Consider the following 18,670-nt stretch of genomic DNA (forward strand, 5'->3'; position numbering starts at 1 on the left):
CCTGCGCAGATGGTACTGCAATCCTGTGGGAGAGTATGTCGCCGCCTTCCTTTGAAAGAGTCCTTACATATCGTAGGGACTCTTTTTTTTGCATAAAACTCAACAAAAAAAGCTATTAACTTCAAAAGGTAATAGCTTAGTATAATTAAAAAGTAAAATTAATTATGTGTTGGTCTCTAAATCATTGATATAATCTTGATATTCATAGAAGAATCGCTCGAAAGCATCCATGTTTTGATAGAAAAAGTCAAATATTTCCGGCCAAGTGGCTTTGTTAAAAAGACTTATTCCTGTTTTTTCTACCCAAACTTTACTTATTATTTTGCCTGTTTCTAAGTGAAAATTTCTTTCAAAAACGGCATCAGGAATAAATTCATCCAGTAAAATCTGCTTTAACGATTCAATTTTCTCAAAATAAATCTTCCTTTTTTCTTCGTCTTTTGACTCTATGTCAATCAGGACTTGAGCTTTTTTGTTATCGACATAAAACTTAAAGGAGAAATCTTTAATTTTTGTATCGTAGAGAAGCCATTTTCTCGGATATTCTTCGGCAAATTTGATCCAAAATTCCTTTTTGATAATTTGAGCTTCTGCTTTGCTGTACATGTTGAATAAATAAGTTTGATTAAAATGAATTTTACGGTACCTTTATAAATCACATTGCAAAAAGATATAATGGATTTTCAGGTCTTTTTAGAATATATACCAAAAATAGAAAAAGAAACGCTACCATCGGTTGAAGCTCATATAAAAATGGCTTCGCTAGAACGCCTTTCTACTATAATTAATAAAACTTATGATAGAGACGGATTAAGGAATGCGGCCGTAATGATGCTTTTTTACCCAAAGAATTCAGAAGCACATCTCGCCTTAATCGTAAGAAATGCTTCTATCGGAATTCATTCTTCACAAATTGCTTTTCCTGGCGGTAAAGAAGAGCCAGAGGATTTAAATCTAGAGGCGACCGCTCTTAGAGAAACGTTTGAAGAAATAGGTGTCCTGCCTGAAAGGATTCAAGTTGTTAAGGCATTTTCTGAAGTTTATATTCCGCCCAGCAGGTTTCTTGTTTCTCCTTTTTTAGGTATTTGCCAAGCAGAGATAGTATTTAATCCTAGCGCGGATGAAGTTGCAGCAATGATTGAATTGCGGCTAGAAGATCTTTTAGACGATGCCAATTTAGTCCAAGCAAAGATCAAGGCATCTTATACTGATGAAATAGAAGTTCCGGCATTTAAGCTACAAGGACATATTGTTTGGGGCGCAACGGCAATGATGCTGAATGAGCTTAAAGAAACGATAAAAAGAGTGCTTTAATAGCTACGATTTTGTAAGTTTGCCTTCTGTTTTAAAAAAAAGCTCAATCGTATGGGATTGTTTAAAAGAAATCCTTTTGGTCATATACTTTTCTTGAAAAAATGGCTTATCCGTGTTTTTGGAATGCTGACGCATAGACGTTATAGAGGTTTTAACGAGCTTCAGATTGATGGCTCAGAAATTATCCGAAGTCTTCCAGATACTAACGTGCTGTTTATTTCCAATCATCAGACGTATTTCGCGGATGTTGTGGCCATGTTCCATGTTTTTAATGCCAGTCTAAAAGGACGTGAAGACAATATCAAAAACATCGGCTATATCTGGAATCCGAAACTAAACATTTATTATGTAGCGGCCAAAGAGACGATGAAAGAAGGCCTGCTCCCTAGAATTCTAGCCTATGCAGGAGCTATTACTGTTGAAAGAACTTGGCGTGCTAAAGGGAAAGATGTGCAGCGAGAAGTAAATCCTAATGATACCGAAAATATAAAGATTGCATTAGAAGACGGATGGGTGATAACCTTTCCGCAAGGCACTACGAAATCTTTCAAGCCTGTACGAAAAGGAACGGCTCATATTATCAAACAGCACAAGCCTATCGTTGTTCCGATAGTTATTGATGGTTTTAGGCGTTCTTTTGACAAGAAGGGACTTCGCCTTAAGAAAAAAGGAATTCTTCAGTCTTTTATCATCAAAGAACCTTTAGATATTGATTATGAAAATGACTCTGTAGAAGAAATTGTTGAAAAAGTAGAATATGCTATCGAACAGCATCCGTCGTTTTTAAAAGTACTTCAGCCTGAAGTCTTGGAAGAAGTTTTAAAAGTAGAAGAGGAATTAAACAAGAAAAGAAGGTGGGATTATTAACTATTTTACAGCTTCAACAGTAAAACCCTGCTTTCTCAATAACAAAATCACACCATTTTCGCCTGCAAGATGTGCGGCACCAACTCCAAAAAAAGTAGGCTTGAATCGAGCCACATCAGCAATTATAGGAATCCATTTTGCATTTCTCTTGACCAGCATTTCATCATCAAATTTTGAAGAAGCTGTTTCGCCGAGCTCGTTTGTGAAATTTAGTAAATCGCTTATTTTTTTATCCTTGTACAATTGCATAAGCTTATTGAAATCTTCTTCATAAGTCTTGATGCCATTTTTTGCTGTTCTCACTAATTCATCCATCTGTTCTTGATACGAAATCTTATCAAAAACTTTCATCTGTTCAGCAACGGTTTCTAGGCCATAAATTGCTTCATTTTGAGATTTGCTGATTTCAGCGAGCGCTTCTTCAACTGATTTAGGCTTACAGCCAAGGATTTTCTGTACAAACATAATACTCACGAAGCTTGGCTTTATGGTATTGATTGTCTTGGCAGAGATAGCCGCATTGTCTCTTAAAAAGTCATCTACAATTTTATAATCTTCTGCAGAAACGAGCGATTCCATAGTCACACCGTTTTTCATGTTCATATTGGCCATCATCTGACTTTCCATCTTTGGATCGTCAACATCAATCTCAAGATAAAGCTGTTCCGTCTTTTTCATCGCCTCGATGACATTCTGATCTAATAACGTATAGCAAGAAGCATGGATAGTTCCGTACAGGTAAGAAGGTTTTTTTATCCCGTTTCCCGAAATTTTCCATAACAAGGCATCCTCAAGCTTTTGAGCTTGCAATCCTATAAAAAATAGTGAGAATAAGAGCGATAAGCAATATTTCATGGAATTACTAAAGGTCTATTTTCTTTAGCTCCTCATAATTTTTATAAAGCTTTTTCATCAAGAAACCGTATAATAATTTATAAAAAAGCCAGGAAACTACAGTAAATACGCCTACGATTGCAATGACAATGCCAATAAAGAACAAGATAGCTTTAATGCCGTCATGTTCGATTTTTTCTTTTACCAAGGCGAAATCAGGATTGTAAAAATAAGCCAACATGAATCCTAATATCAAGCTGAATATGATCATTCCTAAGTTATACCATACATAAATATTTACTGTTCTTCTTGTCTTTAAAATGTTTTTCATCAAGATTTTGGTAGAATCTGTAGTAGAAATTACGATGTAATTCTTGTAAAATAAATAGATGAAGGTGACGATAATCGCATAATGGGCATACGTTAAAATTCTCATGTACAACAATATGTTATCCATGTTAAGTTTTTGGAAATATTCATCATTGTTTGAAAAAAGGCTGATTCCTATCCAAAATAAAAATTCTATGATACCAATAATCATAATCAATCTTACTACAGAAGATGAGTTCTTATGAATCATCTTGTAGATATCATTCTCAGAGACTTGCTGAAAAGAATTTTCATTCTTTTTCCAATCTTTCTTTAATAAATCTAACTCTTTCATATTTTTTTTCCTTGTTAAGGATTTAATATTTTCTTCAATTTTCCTTTAATCCTGTTCATTTTCACTCTCGCATTCACTTCGCTGATTCCTAAGGTTTCCGATATTTCTTCATAATCCTTATCCTCCAGATACATAAAAATCAAAGCTTTTTCAATGTCGTTTAATTGATATACGGCCTTATACATCAGTTTTATCTGTTCTTCTTCTTCATAATTATAATCTTCCTGCTTGATAAAATGCTTCGTATTGTCAAATTCCATTGTAGAAATTGACCGCGTACTTTTTCGATATAAAGTGATGGCTGTGTTCAAGGCAACCCGATACGCCCAAGTAGTGAATTTAGAATCTCCCCTAAATTTTGGATACGCTTTCCAAAGCTGGATCGTGATTTCTTGAAACAGATCGTTATGAGCATCATCGCCAGAGGTATACAATCTACAAATCTTGTGGATTATATTCTGGTTTTCTTTTAGCTGCTTAACAAAAGACTTTTCTAAATCTTGGCTCATGTAAGGTTAGTAGTTGAAGAGTCAAATTTGTTACAAGTTACTATTAATTTTAAATAATTATCTCGAATGTTTATACCAAAAATAAAAGAAGAGGAGATTTTTTCTTTATGGACTTTGCGTCTTTATGTGAAAATAATTGCTCGCAAAGGCACAAAGTATAGAAAGGCTGATTATATGCCAGCAGTACCAAGAGAATAGCATAAAAACCAAAACTTGCGATTGAATCTGACTGATGCTATATGATAATAGTTTTATGTTATGCAACATTTATTGTATGCTATACTACATCAGTTCTATGTATACTTCATCAACCTAATGTTATACTACATTAATAAAATATATATAGTATTAATTATATGTCATATAACATAGGTTTATTGCTATACAACACCTGATAGATGCTATGAAGCATTAGCTTTATATTATACTACATTGGGTAAGTGTTGACAGCATAAGCGCTATGTTATACTACTCTAATCTATTGTTATATGACATTGTCAAAATGTAATATAGCATGAGTATAATGTTACATTACATTCATGCAAAAAAAGAAGTATTTGATTAAAACTTTCTATTTAAGAACTGTAAAAAAATAATGGCTTGCAAAGGCATAGCGTCACAGAGTATAAAACGTCTAAATTTTATTTAAAGCGACAGGCTACAGTTTTAATTTTCGGGATAAAACTTCGTATCTTGCAGTAAGAATAAACGCAAACGATGAATATCCCACAATCAGATCTTCCTAGAATAGTTATTTTGGGAGGCGGCTTCGCCGGAATCGCATTAGCCAAGAAATTAAAAAACAAGCCTGTACAAGTCGTGCTTTTAGACAAGCACAATTACCATACGTTTCAGCCTTTATTATATCAGGTGGCAACTGGAGGGCTTGAGGCAGGCTCAATTGCCTATCCGATTCGGAAAGTAGTCCATGAATATAAAAATTTCTATTTCAGGCTTTGCCATGTAAACGAAATCAATACCAAAAGCAATAAGGTGATTGCCGACATCGGGGAGCTTCAATATGATTATTTGGTTATTGCAACCGGCTCTAAGACCAATTATTTTGGGAATAAGGAGATTGAAAGGAATAGTATTGCGATGAAAACAATTCCGCAGTCGCTTAATATCAGGAGCCTGATACTCGAAAATTTTGAGCAGGCACTTTTGACAGATGATGTGAATGAACGGAATGCACTGATTAATTTTGTTCTGGTCGGCGGAGGTCCTACGGGCGTCGAGCTGGCTGGTGCCTTAGCCGAAATGAAAAATGCGATATTGCAAAAAGATTATCCGGATTTGGATATCAGCAAGATGCAGATCAACCTGGTCCAGAGTGGAGACAGGATACTGAATACTATGTCTGAAAAATCGTCTGAAGCCGCAGAAAAATACCTGAAAAAACTCGGCGTAAATGTCTTGAAAAACATGCGAGTTACAAGTTATGACGGAAGAACGATTTCTACCAATACAGGAGTTTCTTTTGAAACAGCTACATTAATCTGGACGGCTGGTGTGCAAGGCGCTATCGTAAACGGGCTTCCTGCTTCATCTTTGGTTGAAAAAGTAGAACGCATCAAAGTGAATGAATACAATCAGGTTGCAGGCTATTCGACTATTTTTGCCGTAGGCGATATCGCAATGATGGCAAGTGAAGAATATCCGCAAGGGCATCCAATGATGGCGCAGCCTGCCTTACAGCAAGGAAAATTATTAGGAGAAAATATAATACGGCTGATTCAGAAGGAAGAAATGAAGCCTTTTAACTATAATGACAAAGGTTCGATGGCAACTATTGGACGAAACAAAGCGGTTGTCGATTTGCCGCATTATCATTTTCATGGCGTTTTTGCGTGGTTTGTTTGGATGTTTGTCCACCTTTTTTCGTTGATTGGATTTAAGAACAAAGCAGTAGTTTTTATGAACTGGCTGTATAATTATATCCGTTTTGATCGCGAAGGAAGGCTCATCGTTAGGCCGTACAAAAAGAAAAGCTTTACCAGTTTTACTTTTGATGAGATATAGCTAGAAGCTTAAAGCGGATGATTTTTATAATACCCAATCATCAACCCAACAAACTTGCTATAGCTTTCAAGCCCGTCTTTCTGCTGGTTTATTTTTAAGAAATGATCGTAGAAATAATGAAAAAAAGTATCGATAGGGGTTTGATAGCTGTCCCAAAAATCTTTTGATTCTTGGAAATTTTTTAAGATTCCGGGATGGATTAAAGGCAATAGCTCTTTGCTTTTTCCTTCCTCAATTTTTTCGATGTTACCCAAGCAATATTTCAGCGCATACGAATAGCCCGAATATTTAAAATAAATATTTGGGTTGTTTATAGAAGCCAAATAACCAATGAAATTAGCTTCGCTTTCAGAAGCATAGCCTATCTGATGTGCCATTTCATGGCAGACAGTAGTAGGGAAGTTGTATTTTGGAATCTTATAATTGACTTGGGCTTCATTCGTGAAAGGATTCAGATAGCCGCCAAATCCCATATAGGTCAAAGGCAGGCTCACCAAGGATTTTTTAATGCTAGGCACTTGGTATTGGAAATACGAATACTGTTTTCCTAGTTCGTCATATCCATCTTGTGTCAGCGCATATATTTTCTCAATTTCATACGGATTGTCAACTTTTAGGCTGTCATTTTTTACAATCTGACTATGGATTTCGTTTGTCTTCGCAATCATTTGTTTGGTAAATGCCTGCAATTCTTCCAGCGTATAGTCTTTGTCAAGTTTCATTTTGGCATACAGTGGCACGCGATGATAGTTCAAGCCCCACAAGCAATTAAAAAGAAAGTAAAAGATAGAAATGAAGCTCAGTACCGATAGCGTTTTTGATTTCCAATCCATTTTCCAAGATGCCCATGAAAATAACTGAGCTCTTCTTTTATAAAGTCGATAGATTAGAAAACAAATCAATACAGTATAAGCAATGTCTCCAAAAGAAAAAGGCAAGCGGCCAAAAAGAGTTCTTGAGATTTTTGAAAGCCACAAGTAAAAACCATTACTATAATATTTTTCAATGGCTTCAGGAAAAAACGATACGATATTGAGGATAATTATCTGAACTACTAAGAAAATACTCCAGATAATTTTTGATTTTTTCATCGACGAAACATTTGTTTTTGTAAATATAAACAGAAACAATTTAAAGTTTTTTTCTAGAAGAAACTTTAGATAAAAATTAATACTCGCTTCGTGCTTTGGTAGGATAATAAGTCGTAAAATTGCAATAGATTTCAGCGTAAAATCAGCAGCTTACTTTGATTATTTATGAAAAAGAAAAATGAAGAGAAAATAATTTTTTTCTGCAACGGAAAAAAGTGCGGCAAGTACAATAAAGAACCGAAAGATTACCTGAAAAAGAAGATTGCCGAATTCGGACTAGAAGATAAAGTCTGTATTTCAAAAATGGACTGCCAGGGAATGTGCAAGAAAGCGCCGGTAGTCTATATTGAGCCGAAAGATATCTGGAAAAAAGAAGTTACAGAAAAAAAAGCTAAAAAAATATTTGAAAAGTACCTCCTTTAAGCTTTTATATCTTGGGCATTCCGCACATAACTTTGTAACTTTGCTATACTAAATTCAAAAATAAATAATGAGTCAGGAAATAAGAAACCTTGAGCCGAAAGCGCTTTGGAATAAATTCGCCGATTTGAATGCTGTGCCGCGTCCTTCAAAAAAAGAAGAAAGAGTGATTGCCTTCATGAAAGATTTCGGTAAAAAACTAGGCTTTGAGACCATCGAAGACGAAGTTGGAAATGTAATCATTAAAAAACCGGCTACTGCTGGAATGGAAAACCGCAAAACCATCGTAATGCAATCGCATTTGGATATGGTGCACCAAAAAAACAACGATACTGTTTTTGATTTTGATACGCAAGGTATTGAAATGTATGTGGCAGACGGTTGGGTTCGTGCTAAAGGAACAACGCTAGGCGCAGATAATGGCTTGGGAGTTGCTACTATTATGGCTATTTTAGAATCTACCGATATTCCTCATCCCGCTATCGAAGCCTTATTTACGATTGATGAAGAAACAGGAATGACTGGCGCTATGGGACTAAAAGGAGGCTTGCTAGATGGTGAAATTCTTTTGAATCTTGACACCGAAGAAGACGATGAAATTGATATCGGATGTGCTGGCGGAATTGATGTGACGGCAACTGCCGAATATGACGAAGAAGAAACACCACAAGGTTCTGTTGGATATTCGATTACCGTAAAAGGCTTGAATGGCGGACATTCTGGAATGGATATCCACAAAGGTTTAGGAAATGCAAACAAAATCATGAACCGTTTGCTTTTTGACGGTTTTGATAACTTCGGATTGCAGATTTCTGAAATAAAAGGAGGCAGTCTTCGCAATGCGATTCCTCGTGAAAGTGTTGCAAAAGTAATTATCGCCGAAGTTTATGACGAAGCTTTTGTTTTCGATATGCAAGAAATTGTGAACGAAATCAAAACCGAATTCAAGACAACGGAGCCGAATTTAGAAATCGTTTTTGAAAAATTAGATACTGCTCCGGTAAAAGTAATGCCTTCGATTGCACAGTTTTATTTTGTAAGAGCAATGTATACTGCCCATAACGGCGTGTACAGAATGAGTGCTGATTTTGATGATTTGGTGGAAACTTCTAATAATATTGCAAAAGTAGTTGTAGGTGAAGGAAAATTATCTGTCCAGTGCCTGACACGTTCTTCTGTGGAATCATCTAAAATGGATTTAGCGAATGCTTTGCGTTCCGCTTTTGAATTAATGGGATGCGAAGTTGAGTTTACTGGATCATATCCTGGCTGGACTCCAAATGCAAAATCAGAAATACTTGATGTATTGACTGGTATTTATGAAACTCAAAACGGAAGCAAGCCAAATGTAGTAGCTTGCCATGCAGGTCTTGAGTGTGGTATCCTTGGAACTAATTATCCGGATATGGATATGATTTCTTTCGGTCCTACGATCAAAGGAGCGCATTCTCCTGATGAAAGAGCTAATATTGCTTCAGCTCAAAAATATTGGAAATTTGTTTTGGAAATTTTGAAAAACATACCAAGCAAGAATTAAGAATTTCCTATAAAATTCAAGCCATAGATTGATAGATTAGCACAGATAGAGAAGTTTATAATCTGTGGAAATCCTTTAGTCTGTGGCTATTTTTTTTACTTTTACAAAAAACCTTTTCTATGAATTCAAGACAGCAAAAACTCGACGCATTTGGCAGATTATTAGATATTATGGACGATTTGCGTGAAAAATGTCCGTGGGATAAAAAACAGACGTTGCAGACTTTGAGGCATCTGACGATCGAGGAGACATACGAATTAGGAGACGCGATTCTTGATAACGACTTGCAGGAAATTAAAAAAGAATTAGGAGACGTGCTGCTTCATATTGTTTTTTATGCAAAAATCGGAAGCGAAACCAACGATTTTGATATTGCCGATGTATGTAACGAGATCTGTGAGAAACTGATTCACCGCCATCCGCATATTTATGGAGATGTTGTCGTAGAAGATGAAGAAGAAGTAAAGCAGAACTGGGAAAAACTAAAGCTTAAAGAAGGGAAGAAATCGGTTTTAGAAGGTGTGCCTAAAAGTCTTCCCGCATTAGTAAAAGCAAGTCGTATTCAAGACAAGGTCAAAGGTGTCGGATTTGACTGGGAAGAACCGCATCAAGTATGGGATAAGGTAGAAGAGGAGATTCAAGAGTTTCAAGAAGAAATCAAGAATGGCGACCAAGATAAGATTGAAGCCGAATTTGGCGACGTTTTATTCTCTATGATAAACTATGCCCGATTTTTGAAAATCAACCCAGAAGACGCCTTAGAAAGGACCAATAAAAAGTTTATCAAAAGATTCCAATATCTTGAAAGCAAAGCTGGCGAATTAGGAAAACAATTGTCAGACATGACACTTGCGGAAATGGACGTTTTCTGGAATGAAGCCAAGAAGCTAAAATAAAAAGAGGCCCAGCTGAGCCTCTTTAAATGAATTATAATTAACCGAAAACCTAGATATTATTTTCAATAATAGATTGCCATTTTTTTGCAATCATTTCATTTTCTTGCCAATAAGCCTTTCCTAGCTTGTCATTTTCTAGGTCGTAAAGCACTACCGAATTCGTATTTCCGTTTTTAAGCTTGAACGTAAAAAGGATTTTATCGTCGCTGCCTGTTGATGTTTCTTCAACTCTGCAAGACGTCGCTTCTTTTAAGTCTACAAAAGAAGCTCTGTCGTTTTCTTTGTTTAAGTCGATAAAAAGAAATCCTTTGTTCGCCTCATCTAAAGCATAGATTTTTTTGTAATGCGTTTCACGCGTTGAGAAATCGTATTTTCCTTGGCGGAAATGGTCAAAGATTTCCTTAATTTTCTTTTTGTTTTTTGCCTGACTATTGGCGATATAAAGTAATGGCAAGACGCAAACCAAAGTAAGCACTAGCCCTATTGTTAGAGATGCTGTATCCATTTTTTAGATTTTTTGTATAATGATGATTTGGCTGATAGAAGTATCAGCCCTAAATTTTTAGCGTACGATAAAAATCACCAAAAAAAGTGGAAGGGAAAAAGTAAGATTGAGACATTTTCACATCGATTGATGTCCTGTCTCAGAAAAGCTGCAGTAGCTTTGCAGGTGCTGAAGCCTGAAAAACTTATGTCATAATACGATTCGAACCATTTAGCGTAAACAGGAAGATCTGCTCTCGGATTCGAAATAGAATGGATGCTTATTTCTTGATTTACAAAAGCCGAAGCTCTAAGATAATCAACCTGCTCAATGGATTTTTTATTGTTTTGTATAGCACCAAAAGCTTTTCCATCGTCGCTATTGACAAAAAGAAAGGCTACCAGAAAAACGGAGAACAGCGCTATGTTTTTAATCCATTTCATCGGGCAAAGATACTTTTTATAAAAAAGGTATAAAAGGATTAGAGGCATAAATGCCACAAAATCATAAAAAAAAGCCCTGCAATTTGCAGGGCTTTTGGAAATATACTATTCTGTTTTTATATTTCGAATCTGTTTCAGCTTGTCTTTCCACATCTGAAGGCTTTCTTTATGTCGCTCAATGTTTTTCTTTACTTCAAGAACCATTGGATTGTCCTTTTTTGCGTTCGCAAAAAACTGGATGTTATTCTCTAACTGGAAGATTTCTTGCTGTACTTCTTCAATCTTGCGGATCAAGAAAATCTTCTCGTTTTCAAGTTTTCTTGTATCATCAGAACTAGAAAGCTGGTCGATTCTACTGTTGAAACGAGCCATTTCAGAATCTTTTTTGCTTAAACTCAATTTATCGAACAAAGCATCTAGAATCTTATTGAATTTCCCTTCGATATGGCGTCTAGCATGGGGCACCTTTCCAAAACCTTTCCATGTTTCGATATGCGCTTTTATGGCATCCAAATCAGCTTTGTGCTCTCCGGTCAAAGCAAAGTCTTTGATGGTTTCAAGGTACGCTTTCTTTTTATCGAAAGCTTCGATTTCTTCTGAATTTACCTCGTTTCTTTGTGCATGAAGCTTGTCGAAATAATGATTGCAGGCTTCTTTAAAGTCTTTCCAGATGCTGTCGGAATATTTTCTTGGCACATGTCCAATCTGTTTCCATTCTTCTTGAATCTGCTTCATTATCGGAGTCGTTGCGGCAAAATCTTCGCTGTCTTTTAACGCATTTGCTCTTTCGACTAAAGCTAATTTCTTATTCAGATTGTCTTGCTGGTCTTTTTTGATATCCTTATAAAATGAATTTTTCAAGGCATTAAAGTCACGCACGGCATTTTTGAAAGCAGACCAAGTTTCTTCGTTAACATCGGAAGGCACTTTTCCGGTAGAGAAAAATTCGTTTCTCAAGGCTTCTACTTTTTCAATCTGACCTTGCCATGAAGAATGTGCTTCTACTTTTTCTTTCGCTAATTCTTCTATTTTTGAAATGATTTCTTTTTTCTTCTCAAGGTTTTCTTGTTCTGTGCCACGTTGTTTTTCGAACAGAAGTTCTCTTTTGTCATGGATTTTTTTAGTCAGTTCGCTAAACGTATTCCAGATGGCCTCGCGGTGTTCTCTTGAAACCGGACCGATATCTTCTTTCCAGATTTTATGAAGGTCTTGCAATTCGCGGAATGCTTTGTTTACATCCGGCTCATTTACCAGCACTTCCACTCGAGTAATGATTTTTTGCTTCAACTCTAGGTTGTGCTTGAAATCCAAATCCCTAGCTTCTCTGTCTAAATGCAAGTAGTCATAAAAGTTTTCTACATGGAAATGGTAGTTATTCCAAACGTGGTTGTATTTGTCTCTCGGAATAGGCCCTGCATTTTTCCATCTTTCACGCAATTCATTGAAATGTTTTAGCGTATCCTTGATGTTTTCTTGAGGATTGATTAATTCTTTCAGCTCTTCTACGATAGCTAAACGTACATCCAAGTTAGATTTCAAGTTGTTTTGAAGACTCTTGAAGTGCGTGTTTTTCTTATCTCTATATTGGTTAAATAAAGTGTCAAATTTGACTTTTAAAGGAAGATGGTAATGAAAATCTTCAGTCGTATCTGGATTTTCAGCTAAAAACTCTTCTCTTTTTTCTTCTATAAAATGATTGTATTTTGAGAGGAAAGCAGACTTGATTTCTTCCACATGGTCTTTTACAGACATTACTTTTTCAACAGCGACTAGCTTTTCTAATTCCTGTACAAGAGATTCCATGTCCATTGCTTCATAATCTTGCATTGGAATTTCATGACGCTCTTTAAGAGTTTCGTCTTCACTTTCTTCTGCATTGGAGTGAGCAATAGCATCTAAGGCTTCTTGGTTTTCGCTGACAGCAATGGTTTCTTCTAATTCTTCAGGAGAAATTTCTACAGCGTCTGCATTTTCAGCAGCAACAGTCTCAGCTTCTGCTTCAACAGCATCAGCATTGTTTTCGCTTTGTTCTTCTATCTGCGGATTTTCATTTTGAGACACATCTTGTGTTTCATTTTCTTGACTTCCATCTGCTTCATGCAGGTTATCATTCTTTTCTTCTAACATCATTAAATGTTTAAGGTTGGTAATTCTTTAGTTTGGAAAGATAGTAAAGGCGGATGAAAATTCAAAGAAAAACCAATATTTAAAGTAATTTTTGCCACTATAGATGTTTTTGTCGCAATAGAACTTTAGAGATTTTTGCTGAAAAAGCTACTTATTCCAAATTTTCCATGATTTCTCAGCCTGATAGCGCAGCATTTCTAATCCGTTTTTAGTTTTGGCTCCATATTTTTTAGCTTTCTTCAAAAAGATAGTTTCTTCGGGATTGTAGATCAAGTCATGGGCGATATGCTTTGGAGAGAAATATTCATAAGGAATAGGAGGAAAGGCATCTACATTAGGGGAAGTGCCAAGCGGCGTGCAGTTGATTACGATTTGATGATTGTCAAAAGTCGTAGCGTTGACTAGATTGTATCCGATGCTTTCGTCGGAAGCTTCTCTGGACACAAAAGTGTATAAAATTCCGAGTTCTTCCAAGGCGAAAGCTACGCCCTTGGATGCGCCTCCGGTTCCTAAAATCAATGCTTTCTTATGATGCGATTCTAACAAGGGTTCTAATGATTTTTTGAAACCGTAATAGTCCGAATTATATCCTTTTAGGTTTCCTTTTCGTGTAAATTTTATGGTATTGACCGCACCGATTCTTTCTGCTTTTTTTGAAATTTTATCAAGATAAGGCATTACGGCTTCTTTGTAGGGAATGGTGACATTTATTCCTTTTAAATTAGGATGCTGCTTGATGATTGCTGGAAATTCCTCAATTGACGGAATGTCAAAATTGACATAATCGTAATTGTTTAGATTCAAAGATTTGAATTTTTCTGCAAAATATCCTTTTGAAAAAGAGTATCCGATATTTTTTCCGAGCAGCCCGAATAGATGTGTAATTTTCATGCGTCTAAAATTAAAAAGCCTGGCAAAAGCGAAATTAATCATTTTTGCCAGGCTTCTAAAAGATATTCTTTTTGTTATTTTTTATGAATCATTTTTTGGACATCTTTTCTTTCCCAAACAGTAGGGAAGAGGGTTTCAAGAATGGTGTGGTTTTCGAAACTTACTCTCAATCCATTGCTGAGATGGAATTTTCCTTTTGTTTCGTCATCTTCCATAAAATATAAACCAGCAAGACGGTATTCTAATTGAAACTCTTCTGGGAAATACTCTGAAGCCTGCAATAATGTGTGTATGGCTGCTTCGAATTCTCCTAAATACTGCAGGATGTCAATCCAATACAGCCAAGTATCCAGCTCATAATCGCCAAATTCTACAGCTTTTCTATAACCTATTTCGGCTTCTTCTAGAAAATCTAAGGCTCTATTGATGGTTGCATAACGTTTCCAGTACAATCTATTTTCGTTATCAATTCCAATGGCCTTATTTACATAAAACAATGCTTTTTGATAGTTTTTCTGTCTTACGTAAAAATCGGTAATCGCAATCCAACCTTTGTCTAATAATGGATCTTCGTGAACAGTCTTGTGAAAATATTTAAGCGCCAATGGCTTGTTGCCTAATTTTTCATAACATTTTCCGATTCGAAGCAAGGCATACGACGTTGGATCATCTAATTCAATGGTCCTGTTGTAGCTTTCAATCGCTTCGTCATAACGTTTAAGACGTTCTAGAGACTTGGCTTTTTCCATGAAAGCACCCATGAACTCATCGTCGATCATGGAAGCGTAATCGAAGCATCTTAAGGCGTTCTCGTAATCTTGCAGTCCGTAATAAAGTCTGCCGCTTTGGTGCCATGCGATTTCGCTGTAAGGATTTCTGTCAATATAGTTCTCAAGAAAGGCAATAGCTTCCTTGTTTTGGTCTAAAAATTCAAAACAGTATACCACATTGTATAATGCGGCTTGGTCTTCTACGTCTTCTTCAAGACATTTGATAAAATTCTCCTTGGCAAACTCCAAATTGTCCATGAAAAGGTATTCCATGCCAATCAAGTTGTAGACATCTGCATAATCATCCGTCAGTTTTAGGGCTTCCTGCAATAATTCTACAGCCTTCTCATGATTGTCTCTTTTGGAGTAAATGTTGGCTTTTTGGATAAAAATTTCTTCGTTTTGGGGCTCAATGGCGTAGAGTTCGTTTAACAGCTTTTCAGCTGTTTCTAGCTTGTCATCATACACCAGCATTTCTACTTGTACTAGTTTTAAGCCTGTAGAACGAGGGTGCTGCTCAAGCGCTAATTTTAAGGCTTTTTTAGCCAGAGACGCTTTACCCATATCCAGATAGTGAAGAATAATTTCTTCAAATTCTTCCGAATCAAAGAAGAGAACTTTGTTAGTTTTCAACATCGATTCGAACTTGGACAAGGATAAATTGTAATCTTCTTCATCGTGACTCAAATGCATACTCTTTGTTTTTAAAATTATCCTTAATAAATTTAGGGAACGTAAATCTTTTTGCGAGGTAAGGCTGAAATTGTTGTGAACAATTTAATTAACAAAACTACTCTCTGTAAGTTACGGATTTTTATTGTTAAATCCTAATTTTTCAGGGTTGATTGCACTTCATCCATTACTTCTAAAATAATGGCACAACCTTCTCTGATTTCTTGTTCAGATATTGTCAGCGGAGGCGTAATTCTAATCGCTTTGCCTTCAAACAGCAGCCAGAACAAAATCAGTCCTTTGTCTTGGCATTTTAAAATTACTTGGTTCGTAATTTCGGCATCTTCAGTCATTGCGGCAAGCATTAATCCTCGCCCTCTTACTTCTTGTATCAAAGGATGTACCAAAAGCGAACGGAAAAGCTTTTCTTTCTCCAGAGTCTGCGGTATCAGGTCGGTTTCGGTAATTTCTTGTAATGTTGCCAAGCTGGCTGCAGCTATGACAGGATGTCCGCCGAAAGTCGTGATGTGCCCTAATTTCGGATTATCACTCAATAAATCCATCATTTCTGACGAAGCTGTAAAAGCGCCAACCGGCATGCCGCCACCCATTCCTTTGCCTAATATAATTACGTCAGGAATGACATCATAGTTTTCAAAACCGAATAATTTTCCGGTTCTTCCGAAGCCAGGTTGGATTTCATCGATAATCATCAGCGCGCCAACTTCTGTACATCTTTCTCTGACTTTTTTCAAGAAGCCGTTTTCTGGTTGGATGAATCCAGCACCACCTTGAATACTTTCTAATATTATTCCTGCGGTTTTCGTCGTGATTTTCTGTAAATCTTCTTCGTTGTTAAACGTGATAAAATCGACATCAGGTATTAGCGGACGGAAAATTTGTTTTCTTTCCTCAAATCCCATAACGCTCATAGAACCCATCGTATTGCCATGATAGGCATTATTGCAGGAAATCAATTGGCTTCTGCCTGTAACTCTTCTGGCAAGTTTTAAGGCACCTTCTGTAGCTTCTGTTCCCGAATTGACCAGATAGGTTTTTTCTAACGGTTTTGGAAGGAGAGAAGCTAATAGCTTGCAAAATTCGACAGCTGGATTTTGCGCATACTCGCCGTAAACCATTACATGTGAATACTTGTCGAGTTGATTTTTTATGGCGTCATTGACCCTTTTGTTCTGGTGCCCTAATGTACAAGCGGAAACGCCGGCGACAAAGTCAAGGTATTTTTTGTTATTGGTATCGTAAATGTAAGAACCGATAGCGTGAGAAACTTCCATTCCCAAAGGGTAAGGAGAGGTTTGCGCTTGGTATTTGTGGAAATCTTTAATCATTGAAATCTATATCATTGTACTGTTTGATTGCTTTGCTGCAATCCTAAATCTGCAATCTAAAATCTTATTGCACTTTCGCTTTCTTCTCAGGATTCTTTTTGTCATATTCCAAAGTTTCTTTTCGGACTTCCATCGGGACATCTTCTTTGGCCTTGTCAATCTTGCTTTGCTTCACAATTTTTTCATGAAGCTCTTGCTCTTCTGGAGGAAAAATATCATCCTTGCTTTTTATGATTTCGTCGCCCCGCCAAATAAATCCTCGGAGTTTCCGGGCATTTTCGGGCAGGTCTTTTTCGGGATAACTTTCGCTTTCTGTATTTTTAAACGCGGTTACAGTCGTGATTTTGTTGTCTTCCAGCTCAAGATGTATACTGCTGCTGATTCCTTTGTCGATAGCAGCTAATTGGCCTTTATCATAGGCATAATAAATCTTTTCGGTGTTCTTGACGAGATCGACTTCGTAGAGCTTATTGTCCCGAAATTTACCGTATAAATTGACACCCTTGACCTGATTATAGCCTTTTCCTAAGGTATCTTTGGAGGCAATAAAAGCATCTGTCAATACCTTGAGGGAATCTAATTTTTCAGTTTCTGTATTCGAAATAAGATGGATTACTTTTCCGGTCAATTGATTTTCTCCATTCCAAACCACTGGCCTTCCTATTAACTGCGTCAGTCCGTTTTTTTCGTTGGAGTGTAAGGAATCGCATTTTCCGCTCATGTCGATTTTATAAAAACGTACGTTATTGAAAGCCCGCATGATTCTATTTTCTGGCTTTCCGGTAACCATCAACTTTTTGCCATGGATATAAAGCGTGTCTTTTTCAATTAATGTCGCAGCAACAGCTCTTTTGGTCATTACTAAAGAGTCTTGGTTTCGATACACTTCACCATAATGACCTCGGACAATTCCTCTGTTGATAGAATCGGTGATTTTGACGTTGTTGGTTGCTGAAGCAAATTCCCTATTTCGGTCATAATACAAACTGTCGCCTTCGATAAGCCTATTGTTGTATTTGATATAGGAATTCTTTACAAAATGAGCATAATTCTTTTTGGTGTCATAAAAACCTTTTTCGGTGTAGATAAAATTTTCCTTGCTGGTAATCGTCGACGGACCGAAAAGATAGGAGTGGCCTGAATTTGAATAATAATCCAAATGATTTGACTTGATGACGTATTTTGGATTTGTAATAGTAACGGCGGTCAGGAACTGGAATTTCTTTTCATTCAGGAAATACCTTCCGGATTTGCTTACTAAAGTGTTTTCTTGGTCTTTTATTGTGCCATATGTGTTGTAATATGCCTGCTGGATTCTCCTGTCAAAATTAATCGTATCCGTTGTCAGTGTCATTTTTGGATCACGCATGACCACATTTCCTGTGGCATAAGCGAATTTTATGTTTCCTTGATATTCCGCATAGCGGCTGTCCATGAAAACCGTATCGCCTTGGTTCATTTTCACATCGCCAAAAGCCTTTACATAGTTTTCTTTTTGGAATAGATAAGCGGTATTGCAGGTCATCCTAACACCATCGTGCAGAATCCTGACATTTCCTCTATATCGAATTGCACCTGGAATTTCTTCCTGTTGGATATCGACAAAATCGGAATTTTCAACTACTATTTTTTTAGGAGGTGCCTGTGCTAGCAGTGTGTTGAAACTCAGTAGGATAAAAAAGCTTGCAAGAAATAAAAAGTTCTTCTTCAATGGATCGTATTTTGGCTCAAATTTAAGTAAAATCTCCAAATCTGATTTTTAATTAAGAATTATTTATAG

General features: G+C 36.5%; 18 protein-coding genes. 6 read left to right on the plus strand and 12 right to left on the minus strand.

Translation table 11 applies throughout. The annotated features are described in order from the left end of the window. Positions 1 to 162: 162 nt before the first annotated feature. Positions 163 to 606, minus strand: coding sequence for a DUF4268 domain-containing protein (locus CLV94_RS16585; RefSeq protein WP_121377636.1), 444 nt, complete (start codon positions 604 to 606; stop codon positions 163 to 165). A 69-nt stretch (positions 607 to 675) separates the two neighbouring features. Here CLV94_RS16585 and CLV94_RS16590 point away from each other — a divergent pair, with 69 nt between their 5' ends. Next, positions 676 to 1,314, plus strand: coding sequence for an NUDIX hydrolase (locus CLV94_RS16590; RefSeq protein WP_121377637.1), 639 nt, complete (start codon positions 676 to 678; stop codon positions 1,312 to 1,314). Between the two features lie 51 nt (positions 1,315 to 1,365). Then, the gene (locus CLV94_RS16595) at positions 1,366 to 2,181 is read left to right on the plus strand and encodes a lysophospholipid acyltransferase family protein (RefSeq protein WP_121377638.1); all 816 of its coding nucleotides are present in this window, start codon (positions 1,366 to 1,368) and stop codon (positions 2,179 to 2,181) included. On the opposite strand, the gene CLV94_RS16600 is transcribed toward CLV94_RS16595, so the two are convergent. From CLV94_RS16600 to CLV94_RS16610, 3 genes are read right to left on the minus strand one after another with little or no spacing between them, the layout of a single operon-like run. Beyond that, complete coding sequence (locus CLV94_RS16600) at positions 2,182 to 3,036, minus strand: TraB/GumN family protein (RefSeq protein ID WP_121377639.1); 855 nt, start codon at positions 3,034 to 3,036, stop codon at positions 2,182 to 2,184. Positions 3,037 to 3,043: 7 nt separating this feature from the next. Then, on the minus strand, positions 3,044 to 3,679 hold the full coding sequence (locus CLV94_RS16605; RefSeq protein ID WP_121377640.1) for a hypothetical protein: 636 nt from the start codon (positions 3,677 to 3,679) through the stop codon (positions 3,044 to 3,046). Positions 3,680 to 3,693: 14 nt separating this feature from the next. Beyond that, positions 3,694 to 4,188, minus strand: a complete 495-nt coding sequence (locus tag CLV94_RS16610) for an RNA polymerase sigma factor (RefSeq protein ID WP_121377641.1) — start codon at positions 4,186 to 4,188, stop codon at positions 3,694 to 3,696. A gap of 717 nt (positions 4,189 to 4,905) precedes the next feature. On the opposite strand from CLV94_RS16610, the gene CLV94_RS16615 reads away from it, so the two are divergent. Further along, positions 4,906 to 6,210: an NAD(P)/FAD-dependent oxidoreductase gene (locus tag CLV94_RS16615; RefSeq protein ID WP_121377642.1), complete on the plus strand. Its 1,305-nt coding sequence runs from the start codon at positions 4,906 to 4,908 to the stop codon at positions 6,208 to 6,210. Positions 6,211 to 6,218: 8 nt separating this feature from the next. Here the strand turns inward: CLV94_RS16615 and CLV94_RS16620 are convergent, their stop codons facing one another. Further along, positions 6,219 to 7,301 carry a DUF3810 domain-containing protein gene (locus CLV94_RS16620; protein WP_121377643.1) on the minus strand — a complete coding sequence of 361 codons (1,083 nt, stop codon included), beginning with the start codon at positions 7,299 to 7,301 and terminating at the stop codon, positions 6,219 to 6,221. Positions 7,302 to 7,466: 165 nt separating this feature from the next. Here CLV94_RS16620 and CLV94_RS16625 point away from each other — a divergent pair, with 165 nt between their 5' ends. From CLV94_RS16625 to mazG, 3 genes are all read left to right on the plus strand, one after another. Next, positions 7,467 to 7,724, plus strand: coding sequence for a (2Fe-2S) ferredoxin domain-containing protein (locus CLV94_RS16625; RefSeq protein ID WP_121377644.1), 258 nt, complete (start codon positions 7,467 to 7,469; stop codon positions 7,722 to 7,724). A 67-nt stretch (positions 7,725 to 7,791) separates the two neighbouring features. Further along, complete coding sequence (locus tag CLV94_RS16630; protein WP_121377645.1) at positions 7,792 to 9,258, plus strand: aminoacyl-histidine dipeptidase; 1,467 nt, start codon at positions 7,792 to 7,794, stop codon at positions 9,256 to 9,258. A gap of 119 nt (positions 9,259 to 9,377) precedes the next feature. Further along, positions 9,378 to 10,154: a nucleoside triphosphate pyrophosphohydrolase gene (gene mazG, locus CLV94_RS16635; RefSeq protein ID WP_121377646.1), complete on the plus strand. Its 777-nt coding sequence runs from the start codon at positions 9,378 to 9,380 to the stop codon at positions 10,152 to 10,154. 49 nt (positions 10,155 to 10,203) lie between these two features. Here the strand turns inward: mazG and CLV94_RS16640 are convergent, their stop codons facing one another. The 7 genes from CLV94_RS16640 to CLV94_RS16670 form a co-directional block, all read right to left on the minus strand. Next, a complete protein-coding gene (locus CLV94_RS16640; RefSeq protein WP_147406652.1) occupies positions 10,204 to 10,659 on the minus strand; it encodes a hypothetical protein in 456 nt (151 codons plus the stop codon). Between the two features lie 74 nt (positions 10,660 to 10,733). After that, positions 10,734 to 11,081, minus strand: coding sequence for a hypothetical protein (locus CLV94_RS16645; RefSeq protein WP_121377648.1), 348 nt, complete (start codon positions 11,079 to 11,081; stop codon positions 10,734 to 10,736). A gap of 105 nt (positions 11,082 to 11,186) precedes the next feature. Continuing rightward, positions 11,187 to 13,208, minus strand: a complete 2,022-nt coding sequence (locus tag CLV94_RS16650) for a DUF349 domain-containing protein (RefSeq protein ID WP_121377649.1) — start codon at positions 13,206 to 13,208, stop codon at positions 11,187 to 11,189. Between the two features lie 147 nt (positions 13,209 to 13,355). Continuing rightward, positions 13,356 to 14,099 carry a shikimate dehydrogenase family protein gene (locus CLV94_RS16655; RefSeq protein ID WP_121377650.1) on the minus strand — a complete coding sequence of 248 codons (744 nt, stop codon included), beginning with the start codon at positions 14,097 to 14,099 and terminating at the stop codon, positions 13,356 to 13,358. Positions 14,100 to 14,173: 74 nt separating this feature from the next. Then, positions 14,174 to 15,562: a tetratricopeptide repeat protein gene (locus tag CLV94_RS16660; protein ID WP_121377651.1), complete on the minus strand. Its 1,389-nt coding sequence runs from the start codon at positions 15,560 to 15,562 to the stop codon at positions 14,174 to 14,176. 134 nt (positions 15,563 to 15,696) lie between these two features. After that, a complete protein-coding gene (locus CLV94_RS16665; RefSeq protein WP_121377652.1) occupies positions 15,697 to 16,890 on the minus strand; it encodes an aspartate aminotransferase family protein in 1,194 nt (397 codons plus the stop codon). 64 nt (positions 16,891 to 16,954) lie between these two features. Continuing rightward, positions 16,955 to 18,601 (minus strand): OstA-like protein, encoded by a 1,647-nt coding sequence (locus CLV94_RS16670; protein WP_121377689.1) that lies wholly within the window; start codon positions 18,599 to 18,601, stop codon positions 16,955 to 16,957. Positions 18,602 to 18,670: the final 69 nt, after the last annotated feature.

It is taken from the genome of Flavobacterium endophyticum (assembly GCF_003634455.1).
In the GTDB taxonomy this organism is placed as follows: Bacteria; Bacteroidota; Bacteroidia; order Flavobacteriales; family Flavobacteriaceae; genus Flavobacterium; species Flavobacterium endophyticum.

Coding starts and splice junctions, on each gene's coding strand:
- CLV94_RS16585 (WP_121377636.1), bottom strand. CDS start 606: ATGTACAGCAAAGCAGAAGCTCAAATTATCAAAAAGGAATTTTGGATC.
- CLV94_RS16590 (WP_121377637.1), top strand. CDS start 676: ATGGATTTTCAGGTCTTTTTAGAATATATACCAAAAATAGAAAAAGAA.
- CLV94_RS16595 (WP_121377638.1), top strand. CDS start 1,366: ATGGGATTGTTTAAAAGAAATCCTTTTGGTCATATACTTTTCTTGAAA.
- CLV94_RS16600 (WP_121377639.1), bottom strand. CDS start 3,036: ATGAAATATTGCTTATCGCTCTTATTCTCACTATTTTTTATAGGATTG.
- CLV94_RS16605 (WP_121377640.1), bottom strand. CDS start 3,679: ATGAAAGAGTTAGATTTATTAAAGAAAGATTGGAAAAAGAATGAAAAT.
- CLV94_RS16610 (WP_121377641.1), bottom strand. CDS start 4,188: ATGAGCCAAGATTTAGAAAAGTCTTTTGTTAAGCAGCTAAAAGAAAAC.
- CLV94_RS16615 (WP_121377642.1), top strand. CDS start 4,906: ATGAATATCCCACAATCAGATCTTCCTAGAATAGTTATTTTGGGAGGC.
- CLV94_RS16620 (WP_121377643.1), bottom strand. CDS start 7,301: ATGAAAAAATCAAAAATTATCTGGAGTATTTTCTTAGTAGTTCAGATA.
- CLV94_RS16625 (WP_121377644.1), top strand. CDS start 7,467: ATGAAAAAGAAAAATGAAGAGAAAATAATTTTTTTCTGCAACGGAAAA.
- CLV94_RS16630 (WP_121377645.1), top strand. CDS start 7,792: ATGAGTCAGGAAATAAGAAACCTTGAGCCGAAAGCGCTTTGGAATAAA.
- mazG (WP_121377646.1), top strand. CDS start 9,378: ATGAATTCAAGACAGCAAAAACTCGACGCATTTGGCAGATTATTAGAT.
- CLV94_RS16640 (WP_147406652.1), bottom strand. CDS start 10,659: ATGGATACAGCATCTCTAACAATAGGGCTAGTGCTTACTTTGGTTTGC.
- CLV94_RS16645 (WP_121377648.1), bottom strand. CDS start 11,081: ATGAAATGGATTAAAAACATAGCGCTGTTCTCCGTTTTTCTGGTAGCC.
- CLV94_RS16650 (WP_121377649.1), bottom strand. CDS start 13,208: ATGTTAGAAGAAAAGAATGATAACCTGCATGAAGCAGATGGAAGTCAA.
- CLV94_RS16655 (WP_121377650.1), bottom strand. CDS start 14,099: ATGAAAATTACACATCTATTCGGGCTGCTCGGAAAAAATATCGGATAC.
- CLV94_RS16660 (WP_121377651.1), bottom strand. CDS start 15,562: ATGCATTTGAGTCACGATGAAGAAGATTACAATTTATCCTTGTCCAAG.
- CLV94_RS16665 (WP_121377652.1), bottom strand. CDS start 16,890: ATGATTAAAGATTTCCACAAATACCAAGCGCAAACCTCTCCTTACCCT.